At 64.9% G+C, this 14248-nt stretch carries 13 protein-coding genes; 11 read left to right on the top strand and 2 right to left on the bottom strand.

The window, feature by feature from the left end:
• Positions 1–197: 197 nt before the first annotated feature.
• Both ACFE99_RS14400 and ACFE99_RS14395 read left to right on the top strand, forming a co-directional pair.
• The gene (locus ACFE99_RS14400; protein ID WP_375486369.1) at positions 198–1373 is read left to right on the top strand and encodes a CaiB/BaiF CoA transferase family protein; all 1176 of its coding nucleotides are present in this window, start codon (positions 198–200) and stop codon (positions 1371–1373) included.
• Positions 1374–1459: 86 nt separating this feature from the next.
• Positions 1460–2035 carry a hypothetical protein gene (locus ACFE99_RS14395; protein ID WP_375486367.1) on the top strand — a complete coding sequence of 192 codons (576 nt, stop codon included), beginning with the start codon at positions 1460–1462 and terminating at the stop codon, positions 2033–2035.
• A gap of 135 nt (positions 2036–2170) precedes the next feature.
• Here ACFE99_RS14395 and ACFE99_RS14390 read toward each other — a convergent pair whose 3' ends face one another.
• The gene (locus tag ACFE99_RS14390; protein ID WP_375486365.1) at positions 2171–3280 is read right to left on the bottom strand and encodes an alcohol dehydrogenase catalytic domain-containing protein; all 1110 of its coding nucleotides are present in this window, start codon (positions 3278–3280) and stop codon (positions 2171–2173) included.
• 14 nt (positions 3281–3294) lie between these two features.
• On the opposite strand from ACFE99_RS14390, the gene ACFE99_RS14385 reads away from it, so the two are divergent.
• Together ACFE99_RS14385 and ACFE99_RS14380 are read left to right on the top strand one after the other, a co-directional pair.
• Positions 3295–3765, top strand: coding sequence for an acyl-CoA thioesterase (locus ACFE99_RS14385; protein WP_375486363.1), 471 nt, complete (start codon positions 3295–3297; stop codon positions 3763–3765).
• Between the two features lie 27 nt (positions 3766–3792).
• Complete coding sequence (locus tag ACFE99_RS14380) at positions 3793–4248, top strand: SRPBCC family protein (RefSeq protein WP_375486361.1); 456 nt, start codon at positions 3793–3795, stop codon at positions 4246–4248.
• Here ACFE99_RS14380 and ACFE99_RS14375 read toward each other — a convergent pair.
• On the bottom strand, positions 4245–4949 hold the full coding sequence (locus tag ACFE99_RS14375) for a GntR family transcriptional regulator (protein WP_375486359.1): 705 nt from the start codon (positions 4947–4949) through the stop codon (positions 4245–4247). The two genes, ACFE99_RS14380 and ACFE99_RS14375, sit on opposite strands and share 4 nt — an antisense overlap.
• 132 nt (positions 4950–5081) lie before the next feature.
• Here ACFE99_RS14375 and fadD5 point away from each other — a divergent pair, with 132 nt between their 5' ends.
• From fadD5 to ACFE99_RS14340, 7 genes are all read left to right on the top strand, one after another.
• Positions 5082–6710, top strand: coding sequence for a fatty-acid--CoA ligase FadD5 (gene fadD5, locus ACFE99_RS14370; RefSeq protein WP_375486357.1), 1629 nt, complete (start codon positions 5082–5084; stop codon positions 6708–6710).
• Positions 6711–7013: 303 nt separating this feature from the next.
• On the top strand, positions 7014–7730 hold the full coding sequence (locus ACFE99_RS14365) for an MlaE family ABC transporter permease (protein WP_375486371.1): 717 nt from the start codon (positions 7014–7016) through the stop codon (positions 7728–7730).
• A gap of 1 nt (position 7731) precedes the next feature.
• Positions 7732–8601, top strand: a complete 870-nt coding sequence (locus ACFE99_RS14360) for an ABC transporter permease (RefSeq protein WP_375486355.1) — start codon at positions 7732–7734, stop codon at positions 8599–8601.
• A 5-nt stretch (positions 8602–8606) separates the two neighbouring features.
• Positions 8607–9917, top strand: coding sequence for an MCE family protein (locus tag ACFE99_RS14355; RefSeq protein WP_375486353.1), 1311 nt, complete (start codon positions 8607–8609; stop codon positions 9915–9917).
• Entirely contained in the window at positions 9914–10954 is a 1041-nt protein-coding gene (locus tag ACFE99_RS14350; protein ID WP_375486351.1) for a virulence factor Mce family protein, read from the top strand. The genes ACFE99_RS14355 and ACFE99_RS14350 overlap by 4 nt, the downstream gene beginning before the upstream one ends.
• Entirely contained in the window at positions 10951–12555 is a 1605-nt protein-coding gene (locus tag ACFE99_RS14345; protein WP_375486349.1) for an MCE family protein, read from the top strand. The genes ACFE99_RS14350 and ACFE99_RS14345 overlap by 4 nt, the downstream gene beginning before the upstream one ends.
• On the top strand, positions 12552–14195 hold the full coding sequence (locus ACFE99_RS14340) for a virulence factor Mce family protein (protein WP_375486347.1): 1644 nt from the start codon (positions 12552–12554) through the stop codon (positions 14193–14195). The genes ACFE99_RS14345 and ACFE99_RS14340 overlap by 4 nt, the downstream gene beginning before the upstream one ends.
• Positions 14196–14248 lie beyond the last annotated feature (53 nt).

Raw genomic sequence — 14248 nt, 5'->3', positions numbered from 1 at the left:
ACCCGCCGCAACCAGGTCCCTTCACTCAACCAGTGCGGAAAACGGGCCTAGGGCAGGTACCAGCCGGCGGGCGCTGTGCGCCACCGCTGATGAAACCACCGGATGGTGGGTCACCGGCGGATAGCCTCCGAGGTTGGCCGACGTATCGGGCGAGCTTACAAATTCACGTGAAACTGTAATGGGCGGAAGGATCCCTTGTGGCCGGACCATTGGAGGGCGTCAAAATCGTCGAGCTCGGCGTCTGGGTGGCCGGCCCGGCCGCCGGCGGCATCCTCGCCGACTGGGGCGCGGACGTCGTAAAGATCGAGCCGCCCACCGGCGACCCAGGACGTGCGTTCGGTCGGATGCTCGGACTCGACCTCGACACCAATCCGCCGTTCGAGATGGACAACCGCGCCAAGCGCAGCATCGTCCTCGACCTCACCACCGACAACGGCCGCACAACTGCATTCGAATTACTCAGCGACGCCGACGTTTTCGTGACGAACGTCCGCCTGCGGGCGCTGCAGCGGCTGGGCCTCGACTTCGAGTCGGTGGCCGCCGCCTTCCCCCGCCTGGTCTACGGGCTGATCACCGGCTACGGCGAAACCGGGCCCGACGCCGATCAGGCCGCCTACGACATCGCGGCGTTCTGGGCCCGCGCCGGGGTGGCCCATCTGCTCACCAGGCCCGGGGACACGCCGCCGTTTCAACGCGGCGGCATGGGCGACCACACGGCCGGCATGACGCTGGCAGCGGCGATCTGCGCCGCGCTGCTCGCCCGTAGCCGAACCGGAACCGGGCAACTGGTTACCACGTCGCTGTACCGCCAGGGCGCTTACACGGTGAGCTTCGACCTGAACACCTACCTGATGACGGGACGATCCATCGCCATCGGGCAACGCGAGTCGATGGCCAACCCGTGCATGAACAACTACACCGCCGGCGACGGGCGGCGGTTCTGGATTGTCGGGCTGCAAGGCGACCGGCACTGGCCGGCACTCTGCCGCGCCGTGGGACGCACCGACTGGCTCACCGATCCTCGCTTCGCCGATGGCCGAGCCCGCGCCACCAATGCCCTCGAGCTCATCGCCCAGTTGGACGAGATCTTTGCGACCAAACCGTTCGACCAATGGGCAGAGATCTTCGCCAGCGAACCCGAGTTCTTCTGGTCGCCGATCAACTCGATCGAAGACGTCGTGGCCGACCCGCAGTTCCACGCCGCCGGCGGCCTGGTCGACGTACCCGATCCGAGCGGAGTCGTCCCGATGGTCGCAACGCCGGCGGACTTCCACGGCACCCCATGGACGCCCCGATCCATCGCGCCGCAGCTCGGGGAACACACCGAAGAAATCCTCGTCGAACTCGAGGCGCGCCGCGGCGGCCGGACCTGACCGACTTTACAGATTCGACCAAAACTGTCACGCTGTGTTGGCCGGGTCATATCCCGGCGCAATCGGCTGGATGCTGAAGGGATGCGATGACGACCTCCACCCTGGCGCTCAACCCACACTCAGCGGAGCACGTCAGCGATCCATCCGCTGCGGTCCTCAAGTATCGGCTCGACGTCGTCGCGAACAGCCTTGTCGATGTGGTGCGCTCGGCTGGCGGATGGCTGTATGACCGCGCGGCGGCCGGCTGGGAGGTGACCGTCATCTTGCCGCAGCACCGCGATACTCGCCCGTTGCAGATTCTGGGTGTACGAACCGTCGAGTTGGAGTCACAGTTCGCGCCGACGAGCACCATATGGCCGAGCCACGGGTTGGCAGTCAGCGCAGATGTGTTCGCATCTACCCCACGTGTCCGCGAGTTGGTGTTCAACGCCCTCGACCACCGCCTCACGGAAGTCGCCCTCTGGAATGACGGTTGGCCGTTGACGGTAGGGCGCCGGACGACCACCGTGAAGCATGTGCTGAGCGGGGCGGCCCGGGCGTTCAAGGCTCATGCGCTTGCGGCGGCTGGGGTTTCAGGCCAGCCGGTCTGCCCCACCGAGACACTGCTCAGCGACATGAAGACCGGTTTGCCGGTCGATTCAGAGCTGGTGCCGGTGGGCTGATGCGCAAGTACCACCGCCACACGCTGCTCTCCTTTCACGGAGACGATCGTCCGCTTAATGCGTTCGCGACTGTGAAACTGGCGACGCGGCAAGCCGATACAGCGTCGTGGGTTTCACGGTCGGCGGCTGACAAGGCTAGTCGAACGTGATGAGTTGCCGAATGGCGGTGCCGTCGGCGAGATGATCCATCGCCTCGTTGATCTCGTCGAGGGTGATCGTCGACGACACCAGCGATTCCACCGGCAGCCGGCCCGTGCGCCACAGGTCCACAAAGCGCGGAATGTCACGGCTGGGCACCGCGGAACCGAGGTAGCTGCCGATCAGCGAGCGGCCTTCGGCGACAAAACCCAACGGCGACAGGCTGATCCGAGCGTCCGGCGCCGGTAGCCCTACCGTGATGGTCCGACCGCCCGGAGCGGTCAAGTCGATCGCCGTCTGCAACGCGGCCGGGTGGCCCGCAGCTTCGATTACCACCGCCGCCTTGACACCGGCGTCGGTTGCTTCTTGCGGCGTGTAGACCTCGTGTGCGCCTGCGGCGCGGGCAGCCGCCAATTTCTCCCGCAGTTGGTCGACGGCGACAACACGAACGTCGTCGTAGGCCAATGCGGTCAGCACCGCGGCCATGCCCACACCGCCGAGCCCGACGACCACGACGGTCTGCCCGGGCCGGGGGACACCGACGTTGAGCACCGCTCCGCCGCCAGTTAGGACGGCACAGCCAAGCAGTGCCGCAACCCTCGGCGGAACGTCGGGGTCAACCGGCACGACGCTGGCCCGGTTGACCACAGCCTGTGTCGCAAACCCCGATACACCGAGATGGTGATACACCGGGCGGCCACGGCTGCTCAGCCGCATGCCGCCGCCGAGCAAGGTTCCCGCCGTGTTGGCCGCGCTGCCGGGTTCGCACGGGGTGAGCCCTTCGGTGGCACACGCCGGGCATCGCCCACAGCGCGGCAAAAACGCCATCACCACCCGCTGGCCGACCAGCACATCGGTGATTCCGTCACCGATGTGCTCGACGATTCCGGCGGCTTCGTGACCGAGCAGCATGGGAACTGGTCGTACCCGGTTGCCGTCGACCACCGACAAGTCGGAATGGCACACCCCGGCCGCCTCGATGCGCACCAGAATCTCGTCGTTCTGGGGCGGCGCCAAATCCAGCTCCGCCACCTTGATTGGCTTCGATCGCGCGTAGGGGCGCGGCAGTCCGATCCGCTCCAGCACGGCGCCCCGAATTCGAAACATGTTGGAATACAACCATGACGTCGGTCCCGCCCACACCGGACAACCTCACCAGCCGTGACTTTCCGGTGCTCTGGCCGGTGCTCACCCGGTGGGCCGACAACGACATGTTCGGCCATCTCAATAACGCCGTCTACTACCAACTGTTCGACACCGCAATCAACGGCTGGATCAACACCAACGTCGAAGTGGATCCGGTCACCATGTCAGCGCAGGGAATCGTCGCCGAGTCCGGCTGTCGCTACTTCTCCGAACTGCACTTTCCGGAACGCCTCGTCGTCGGGCTGGCGGTGACTCGGCTCGGACGCACCAGCGTCACCTATCGGCTCGGCCTGTTCCGGGCCGCCGAGGAACTCGCCGCTGATGAGCCGCCGGCGGTCGCCGCGCTCGGGCATTGGGTTCACGTCTACGTCGACCGGACCAACCGCAAGCCGGTACCGATTCCCGATGCCATTCGAGCGCTCCTGGCTACCGCCTGCATCAGTTAGCTCAGTTGTCGCACGTATGCTCGGCCAATGCCGTTCGTGAGCAAGACGGTCGAGGTTGCGGCCGACGCGGCCTCCGTCATGGGCATCGTCGCCGACTTCGAGTCCTACCCCCAATGGAACGAGGAGATCAAAGGTCTTTGGGTGCTGGCCCGCTACGACGACGGGCGCCCCAGCCAGCTGCGCCTGGACATGGCGTGGCAGGGCATCGAAGGCACCTACATTCAGGCCGTGTACTACCCGAGCCCCACGCAGATTCAGACGGTGATGCAGCAGGGCCACCACTTCACCAAGCACGAACAGTTGTTCAGCGTGGTCGAGATGGGCCCGACATCGCTGCTGACGGTCGACATGGACGTCGAGACCGAGATGTCGGTGCCCAAGCCGATGGTCAAGAAGATGGTCAACGACGTGCTGGACTACCTGGCCGACAACCTCAAGCGGCGGGCCGAGCAGCTAGCGGCCAATCAACATCAGCCCGGTTAGCGCCAGATCCCAGTCCGTTCCAGCTTCTGGGTGAGGCGGCGTGCCCCGTCGGTGAATTGCCACGCGGTGTGCTCGACCACCGCGGCGGTGTCGCGGCGCCGCAGCGCACTGATCAACTGCCGGTGATTGTCCGCCGCGGCCGCGCCCCACTCCGGGTCGGCGGCATAAACCAGTGCGGGCATGTAGCGCGCGGCATGCAGTAGAAACCACGCCAGTTTGATCCGGCCACTGGCCAGATTGAAGGCGCGGTGGAACGCGAACTCGGCCGACGCGATCGCTTCGGTGTCGCCGGATCGGACAGCTGCGGTGAACTCCTCGTTGAGGTGGTCAAGCTCGTCTATCTCGGCGTCGGTAATGAGATTGGTGGCGGTGGCGGCCAGCTCCGTGGCGATGGTGGCCTGCAACCAAAAAATATCGGCGATGTCTTGGCGGGTCAGGGGCAGCACGACATGGCCGCGGTGCGGTTCGAGCTGAACCATGCCCTCGCCGCGCAGTTTGAGTAGCGCCTCCCGTACCGGCGTGACGCTCACCCCAAGCTGGGCCGCGGTCTCGTCCAGCCGGATGAACGTCCCAGGACGCAGCGCGCCGGACATCATCGCGGCACGCAGGTGCGCTGCGACCTCGTCGGACAACTGCGCCCGGCGCACGGGACGCCAGCTGCGCGGCTGTCTGGAAAGCGATGCCTTAAGGGGTGTGTTCACCTTGGGTTTTCGGGGACTTGTCTCAGCGACCGTCAGGCCATAATGTGACCCACGCAACACTAAGTTTGATCAAATATCAACCTGCCGCCAGCCGCGCGCACCAAGGAAGGGCAGCACGAGTTGACCGCGCTGATGACTGGCCAGACGGCCGCCTCCACTGAGCAGCCCTACCTCTCGCGACGGCAGAACTGGGTCAACCAACTCGAGCGGCATGCGCTGATGCAACCGCAGGCCCCGGCGTTGAGGTTTCTGGGCAAAACCCTGACCTGGGGGCAGCTGCGGCGCCGTGTGGCCGCGCTAGCCGATGCGCTGAGCCGTCGAGGGGTCGGCTTCGGCGATCGGGTGATGGTCCTGATGCTCAACCGCCCCGAGTTCTTGGAGGCCGTGCTGGCGGCCAACATGATCGGCGCGATCGCGGTGCCGGTGAATTTCCGGCTCACACCGACAGAGGTCGCTTTCCTGGTCGGCGACTGCGAAGCGCACGTGATGATCACCGAGCCGGTGCTGGCGAACGTGGCGACCGCTGTTCGGGACATCGAGCCGGGCCTGAGCGGGATCGTCGTCGCCGGTGGCGCCACCGAGGACGGCCTGCTGGGCTACGAAGATCTGGTCACCGAGACCGGGGAGCCGGGCTCACCGGTCGACATTCCCAATGACTCGCCGGCGCTGATCATGTACACCTCCGGCACAACCGGTCGGCCCAAGGGCGCCGTGCTGACCCACACCAATCTCACCGGGCAGACGATGACGGCGCTCTACACCCACGGCGCCGACGTCAACGACGTCGGCTTCATCGGTGTCCCGTTCTTCCACATCGCCGGAATCGGCAACATGCTGACCGGCATGTTGCTCGGCATCCCGACGGTGATCCATCCGTTGGGCGCATTCGACCCCGGCCAGCTGCTGGATGTCCTGGCAGCCGAGAAAGTCACCGGCATCTTCCTAGTGCCCGCGCAGTGGCAGGCGGTATGCGCCGAACAGCGGGCCAATCCGCGCAATCTGCGGTTGCGGGTGATCTCCTGGGGGGCGGCACCGGCGTCGGACACCCTGCTGCGGCAGATGTCCGAAACCTTCCCCGGCGCCCAAATATTGGCGGCGTTCGGCCAGACCGAGATGTCTCCGGTCACCTGCATGCTGCTCGGTGAGGACGCCATCAGGAAGCGCGGATCGGTCGGCAAGGTGATCCCGACCGTCGCCGCCCGCGTGGTCGACGACAACATGAACGACCTACCGGTCGGCGAAGTCGGTGAAATCGTCTACCGCGCACCCACCCTGATGAGTGGCTACTGGAACAACCCGGAAGCCACCGCCGAGGCGTTCGCCGGCGGCTGGTTCCATTCCGGCGACCTCGTGCGCATGGACGACGAGGGCTACGTCTGGGTGGTCGACCGCAAAAAGGACATGATCATCTCCGGTGGAGAGAACATCTACTGCGCCGAGGTGGAGAACGTCCTCGCGAGCCACCCCGACATCGTCGAAGTTGCCGTCATCGGGCGGGCGGACGAGAAGTGGGGAGAGGTACCCATTGCCGTCGCAGCGGTCGGCCCCCAAAGCCGGTTGAGCCTCGCTGATCTTGACGATTTCCTCAAGGACCGGCTGGCCCGGTACAAGCATCCCAAGGGGCTGGAGATAGTAGATGCGCTGCCCCGCAACCCGGCCGGAAAGGTGCTCAAGACCGAGCTCCGGCGACGCTACGGCGTCGCACTGACGCCCGGGTCAGGCCCCGAAAACAGCTGTCCTCCAGCCAGAACAGCGACCTGACGGTAACGACAATTTCACTATGGCTGCGACGGAAGGCCAATTGTGCGGATTGCGATGTGCGGCCCTCAGGGCATCGGGTACAGTCCTGTGGTCTCTCTTACTACCTGTGAGTAGGGAGGCGGCGGTCACACACCCAGGGTCGGGGCAAGGAGGAGGCGTGCGACATGAACCGCCGCTACACCCGGGGGCTCGCGTTCGGATCGTGAGGGGGCAGTAGTGACGACGACGCAGCAGCCACGGATCACCGACTATGTCCGTGACCAAGTGGGTCCGCCGCTCAAAACCGTCGGCGGCTTCTTCCGGATGTGTGTGCTGACCGGCAAGGCGCTCTTTCACTGGCCGCCACAAGGACGAGAGTTCATCCTGCAGTGCTGGTTCATCATGCGAGTCGGCATCTTGCCGACCATCGCGGTTTCCATCCCTTTGACGGTGCTTCTCACCTTTACGCTCAACGTGCTGCTGGCCCAGGCCGGTGCCGCCGACATCTCGGGCGCGGGTGCGGCGATCGGCGCGGTCACCCAGCTCGGCCCGCTGACCACGGTGTTGGTGGTGGCCGGTGCGGGTTCGACGGCCATCTGCGCCGACTTGGGCGCGCGCACGATCCGGGAAGAGATCGACGCGATGGAGGTCCTCGGCATCGACCCCATCCACGGGGTGGGCGGCCCCGGCGTCCGTGCGGCGACGGCGGGCGCCACGCTGCTGAACGGACTAGTGATCATGGTGGGTCTGGTCGGCGGCTTCATCTTCGGCGTCTACCTGCAGAACGTGTCGGGCGGCGCCTACCTCCAATCGCTGACCCTCCTCACCGGCTTGCCGGAGGTCGTCATCGCTACGGTCAAGGCCGCCGTGTTCGGACTGATCGCCGGCCTGGTCGGCTGCTATCGCGGGCTGACCGTCCGGGGTGGCTCCAAGGGACTAGGCGTGGCCGTCAACGAAACCGTGGTGCTGTGTGTGGTCGCGCTGTACGCCGTCAACGTAATACTGACCACCATCGGTGTCCGGTTCGGAACGGGGCGCTGACATGTCGACGATCGACGTACTGCGTTCCCGGTTCCCGCGAGCAACTCGTAACGTCAGCCGTTACGGCGGCGCCGCGGGCCGCGAATTGGGCCGGGTCGGGCAGATGGCCTGGTTCGCGGTGGAAGGCGGCATCGGCTTTGCCTGGGTGCTGCGTCATTACCGCAAGGAGGTGCTGCGGCTCATCGCCGAGATCGGCATGGGAACCGGTGCCATGGCCGTCGTCGGTGGCACCGTCGCGATCGTCGCTTTCGTGACGCTGTCCGGCAGCTCGCTCGTCGCCATCCAGGGCTTTGCGTCGCTGGGCTACATCGGGTTCGACGTGTTCACCGGCTTTTTCGCGGCACTGATCAACGTGCGCATCGCCGCCCCCGTCGTGACCGGGGTCGCACTGGCGGCCACGGTCGGCGCCGGGGCGACAGCTGAGTTGGGTGCCATGCGGATCAGCGAGGAGATCGACGCGCTGGAAGTCATGGGCATCAAGTCGATCGCCTATTTGGTGTCCACCCGCGCCATGGCCGGTCTGATCGTGATCATCCCGCTGTATGCGGGGGCGATGCTCATGTCGTTCATCTCCCCGCAGCTCGTCACGACCGTCTTATACGGCCAGCCCTCGGGCACCTACGACCACTATTTCCGGTCATTCCTGCGCCCCGAGGACGTGCTTTGGTCGTTCGTCGAGGCCATCATCATCGCCGGTCTGGTGATGCTCACTCACTGCTACTACGGCTACACCGCCAGCGGCGGCCCGGTGGGCGTCGGTGAGGCCGTCGGCCGGTCGATGCGGTTTTCGCTGGTATCGGTTCAGGTCATTGCCCTGTTTGCCGCGCTGGCGCTCTACGGCGTCAACCCCAACTTCAACCTCACGATGTAACCGCCATGACGCATCCGCAAGGGAAAGAGAACGTTATTCGCACCCCGCCGTACAAGACGGCGGGGCTGGTGGCTTTGGTGCTCGCCCTGCTGGTGACTGGACTGGTGTACTGGCAGTTTCGGGGCAATTTCACCCCCAAGACGCCGCTGACCATGTTGTCTTCGCGGGCGGGTTTGGTGATGGACCCCGGAAACCCGGTCACTTATAACGGCGTCCAGATCGGCCGCGTGGGTGCCATTTCCGAAGTGCAGCATGACGGCAAGCCTGCGGCCAAGTTCACCCTGAACGTGAATCCCAAGTACATCAAGCTGATTCCGGCCAACGTGAACGCCAGCATCAGGGCCACCACGGTGTTCGGCAACAAGTACGTGGCGCTGACGTCGCCGAAAAACCCTAGCCCGCAAAGGATCACGCCGCAGCAAGTGATCGACGCAACGTCGGTGACGACGGAGATCAATACGTTGTTCCAGACGATTACGTCGATCACCAGCAAGGTCGATCCAGTCAAGGTCAACCTGACGCTGAGTGCGGCCGCGGAGGCGTTCAACGGCTTGGGCGACAAGTTCGGTCAGTCGTTGGTCAAGGCGAACGCCGTCCTCGACGACGTCAACCCTCAGCAGCCGCAAGTTCGTCACGACATCCAGCAGTTGGCGGCGCTCGGCGACACCTATGCCAATGCGGCACCGGATCTGCTGGACTTCCTCGACAACGCGGTGATCACGGCCCGCACGCTGCACCGCCAGGAAAAAGATCTGGATCAGGCCCTGTTGGCCGCGGCCGGATTAGGCAACACCGGTGAAGACATTTTCCGCAGGGGCGGCCCATATCTGGAGCGAGGAGCCGCCGACCTGGTTCCCACCGCCAAGCTGCTCGACACGTACAGCCCGGAGCTGTACTGCACGGTCCGCAACTACCACGATGTCGAACCCAAGGTCGCGGCGGGGACAGGTGGCCGCGGCGGCTACGCGCTGCGAACCGAAACCGAGGCGCTGTCCGGGTTGGGATTCGTTCTGACCCCTGCTGGGATTACCGCCACCCTGCTCACGCAGAATCTGGCAGGGCTGGCCGGCCTGGTGGGCGGTGCACCGAATCCCTATATCTATCCGGAGAACCTGCCGCGGGTGAACGCTCGTGGTGGACCCGGCGGTGCACCGGGATGCTGGCAGACCATTACTCGTGATTTCTGGCCAGCCCCCGAGTTGGTGATGGACACCGGCAACAGCGTCGCACCGTATAACCACATCGACACCGGCTCACCGTACGCGATCGAGTATGTGTGGGGCCGCCAAGTAGGAGACAACACGATCAACCCATGAAAATCACCGGTACCGCTGTCAGGCTCGGCATCATCGCGATGGTGCTGCTGCTGTTCACCGTGCTGATCATCGTGGTTTTCGGTCAAATGCGCTTCGACCGGACCTATAACTATTCCGCGGAGTTCAGCAGTGCCAGCGGGCTGCGCAACGGCCAATTCGTGCGCGCCTCGGGGGTGGAGGTCGGCAAGGTCACAAACGTGCGGCTGGTCGACGGGGGCCGGCGGGTGCGGGTGGACTTCAATGTCGACCGCGCGATACCGCTGTATCAGTCCACGACCGCACAGATCCGCTATCAGGATCTGATCGGCAACCGCTACATGGAATTGATACGCGGCCAAGGCGAGGGCGCGGACCGGGTGCTGCCGCCGGGAGGATTCATCCCGCTGTCGCACACATCGCCGGCCCTGGATCTCGACGCGCTTATCGGTGGTTTCAAGCCGCTGTTCCGGGCGCTCGACCCGGAGAAGGTCAACACCATCGCGACGGCGATCATCACCGTGTTCCAAGGCCAAGGGGGCACGATCAACGACATCCTCGACCAGACCGCGCAGTTGACTTCCCATATCGCCGAACGTGATCAAGCGATCGGTGAGGTGATCAAGAACGTCAACATCGTGCTGGACACGACGGCCAGGCATCGCAAGGAATTCGACCAGACCATCGACAACTTCGAGAGACTGGTCACCGGGCTGAAGAACCACGCCGAGCCACTGGCTGCCGGCACCGCGAACATCAGCAACGCCGCCGGAACGGTAGCAGACCTGCTCGCCGACAACCGCGCTCTGCTGCACAAGGAGTTGAACTACCTCGAGGCTATTCAGCAACCGATCATCGATGAACGGGATCAGTACGAGGACCAGATTCGGCGGACACCGATCGCGCTGAACCAAATCGGGCGCGCCATCGGTCTGTACGGGGACTGGGTGAACTTCTACGCCTGCGACATCACGATCAGGTGGAACGGGCTGCAAGCCGGTGGCCCGGTGCGCACGGTCAGGATCTGGCAACAGCCGACGGGCAGGTGCACGCCGCAATGAGAACGCTCGAACCTCCCAACCGGCTGCGCATCGGGCTCATGGGCCTGGTGGTGGTGCTGATGATCGTCGCGTTCGGCCAAACCATGACCAGCGTCCCGATGCTGTTCGCCCAGCCGAGCTACTACGGGCAGTTCACCGACAGCGGCCAACTGAACAAAGGCGACAAAGTGCGCATTGCCGGTCTGAACGTCGGTGTCGTGCAAGGACTCAAGATTGACGGTGACCACGTCGTGATCAAGTTCACGACGGGAACCAACACCATCGGCACCGAAAGCCGGCTGGCGATCAAGACCGACACCATCCTGGGTAAGAAGGTGCTCGAAGTCGAGCCGCGGGGCACCCAGCAGCTGCGGCCGAACGGGGTGTTGCCGGTGGGCCAAAGCACCACGCCGTATCAGATCTATGACGCCTTCTTCGACGTGACCAAGGCGGCCTCCGGCTGGGACATCGACACCGTCAAACGGTCACTCAATGTTTTGTCGCAGACCATCGACCAGACCTACCCGCACCTGAGCCCACTCCTCGACGGCGTGGCCAGATTTTCCGACACCATCGGCAAACGCGACGAAGAGGTCAAACATCTTCTCGCACAAGCCAATAAGGTCGCCAGCGTACTGGGTGACCGCAGTCAGCAGATCGATCGGCTCCTGGTCAACGCAAAGACTCTACTGGCAGCCTTCAACGAACGCAGCCGAGCCATCAGTGTGCTGCTGGGCAACGTGTCCGCGTTCTCGCTGCAGGTGCAGGGGCTCATCAACGACAACCCGAACCTGAACCACGTCTTGGAGCAGTTGCGGATCGTCAGCGACCTGCTGGTCAGGCGGAAGGACGACCTGGCTAAGGCGCTGACAATCATCGGCACATTCGCCGCATCTATCAACGAGACCATCGCGTCGGGACCGTACTTCAAGGTGGTCCTGGCGAACCTCTTGCCGTACTGGATCCTGCAGCCGTGGGTCGACGCGGCATTCAAGAAACGCGGCATCGACCCCGAGGAGTTCTGGCGCAATGCCGGGCTGCCCGCGTTCCGGTTCCCCGATCCGAACGGGACTCGGCTCCCCAACGGCGCGCCGCCCCCCGCACCGCCGGTGTTGGAGGGCACCCCGGACCATCCGGGACCGGCTGTCCCACCCGGATCGCCGTGCTCGTACACACCGACTCCGGAGCTGCTGCCGCGGCCGTGGAACCCAATGCCGTGCGCGGGCATCAATCAAAACCAAGGTCCGTTCGGCCCGTTGTCTGGCCCGGACTTGGCCCCGCCCGACGTCATGGCGTCGCCGCCGAACCCGAACGGGCTACCGCCCACACCGGGTATCCCGATCGCCGGGCGCCCGGGTGAAATACCCCCGGACGTTCCCGGTACACCGGTTCCGCTGCCGCCGAACGCGCCGCCGGGTGCGCGCAGCGAACCGCCCAATGCCCCCGTGGCGGGGCCGGCTCCCGCGAATCCCGGGGCCGCGCCGCCGCCACCACCTCTGGCACCGGGGCCACCGGCGCCGCCCGGACCGGGGCCGCAACTGCCGGCGCCTTTCATCCCGCCCGGTGTGCTGGGAAGCCAGCCGGGCGGCGGCGGCGGAAGCTTGGGAGGTGGCCAGCAGTGAGCACGATCTTCGATATCCGGAACATGCGACTGCCCCGGCTGTCGCGGGCGTCGGTGATCATCGGTTCACTGGTCGTGGTGCTGGCCATAGTCGCCTTCTTTGTCGGCCGGGAGCTCTACCAGAAGCTGACCAACAACACCGTGGTGGCCTACTTTCCGGAGACGAACGGGCTCTACGCCGGGGACAGGGTCCAGATCATGGGCGTGAAGGTGGGTACGGTCGACAAGATCGAGCCCGCCGGCGACAAGATGAAGGTGACTTTCCACTACAGCAACAAGTACAAGGTGCCGGCCAACGCCTCGGCGGTAATCCTGAACCCGACCCTGGTGGCGGCACGGAACATCCAGTTGACGCCGGCCTACAAAGGTGGCCCGGTGTTGGCCGACAACGCGGTGATTCCGATCGAGCGCACCCAGGTACCGACCGAGTACGACCAGCTGCGCAACAGCATCACCAACATCATCTCCAAACTCGGCCCGACTAAAGAGCAGCCCAAAGGACCCTTCGGCGACGTTATTGAGTCATTCGCTGACGGGCTGGCCGGCAAGGGCAAGCAAATCAACACCACATTCGACAGCCTGTCGCGCGCGTTGACAGCGCTGAACGAGGGTCGGGGTGACTTCTTCGCGGTTGTGCGCAGCCTGGCACTGTTCGTCAACGCACTGCACCAGGACGACCAGCAATTCGTCGCCTTGAACCAGAACCTGGCTCAATTCACCGACAACTTGGTCGGCTCCGACCGGGACTTGGCCAACGCGATCCAGCAATTCGACAGCCTGCTCGCCACGCTGCGGCCGTTCCTGGACAAGAACCGCGAGGTGCTGACACACGACATCAACAACCTCGCTACCGCGACCACCGCCTTGGTTCAGCCCGACCCGTTGAACGGTTTGGAGACCGGCCTGCACGTGCTTCCGACGGGGGCGGCGAATGTCAACCAGATTTACCACCCGTCACACGGTGCCGTCGTCGCCGTCTCGGAGATCCAAAACTTCGCCAACCCCATGCAGTTCATCTGCAGCGCGATCCAGGCCGGCAGCCGAGCCGGGTACCAGGAGTCCGCCGAGCTGTGTGCGCAGTACCTGGCACCGATTCTCGATGCGATCAAATTCAACTACCTGCCGTTCGGCCTGAACCTGTTCAGCACCGCCGAGACGCTGCCCAAGGAAGTCGCCTACTCCGAGCCGCGATTGCAGCCGCCGAACGGCTACAAGGACACCACCGTTCCCGGCATCTGGGTGCCCGATACACCGACGTCACACCGCAACACCCAACATGGCTGGGTGGTCGCGCCCGGTATGCAAGGTACACAGGTGGGACCGATCACCGCGGGTCTGATGACTCCGGAATCGCTGGCCGAACTGATGGGTGGTCCGGACATCGCGCCTCCTCAATCAGGGCTGCAGACACCGCCGGGACCGCCGAATGCGTACGACGAGTATCCGGTGGTGCCACCGATCGGCCTGCAGGCACCACAGGTGCCGATTCCGCCGCCGCCGCCGGGACCCGAGGTGGCCCCGGCACCCGGCCCGCCGCCACCGGCGCCGCGCGGTGAGCCTGGACTCGCACCAGCGGCGTCGCTGCCCGGCGCAGGCAGGCAAGCAAGGCTGGGCTCTGCCCAGACCCGCCAAGGGCCGTAGGCCCTTGGAACCCATTTACTTAAGGGAAGGGTTCCAAGGGCTCGCCCTTGGCG

The organism is uncultured Mycobacterium sp. (genome assembly GCF_964249325.1).
In the GTDB taxonomy this organism is placed as follows: domain Bacteria; phylum Actinomycetota; class Actinomycetes; order Mycobacteriales; family Mycobacteriaceae; genus Mycobacterium.
The sequence above is the reverse complement of the archived record's forward strand: the minus strand, read 5'-3'. Positions and strand labels throughout refer to the sequence as shown.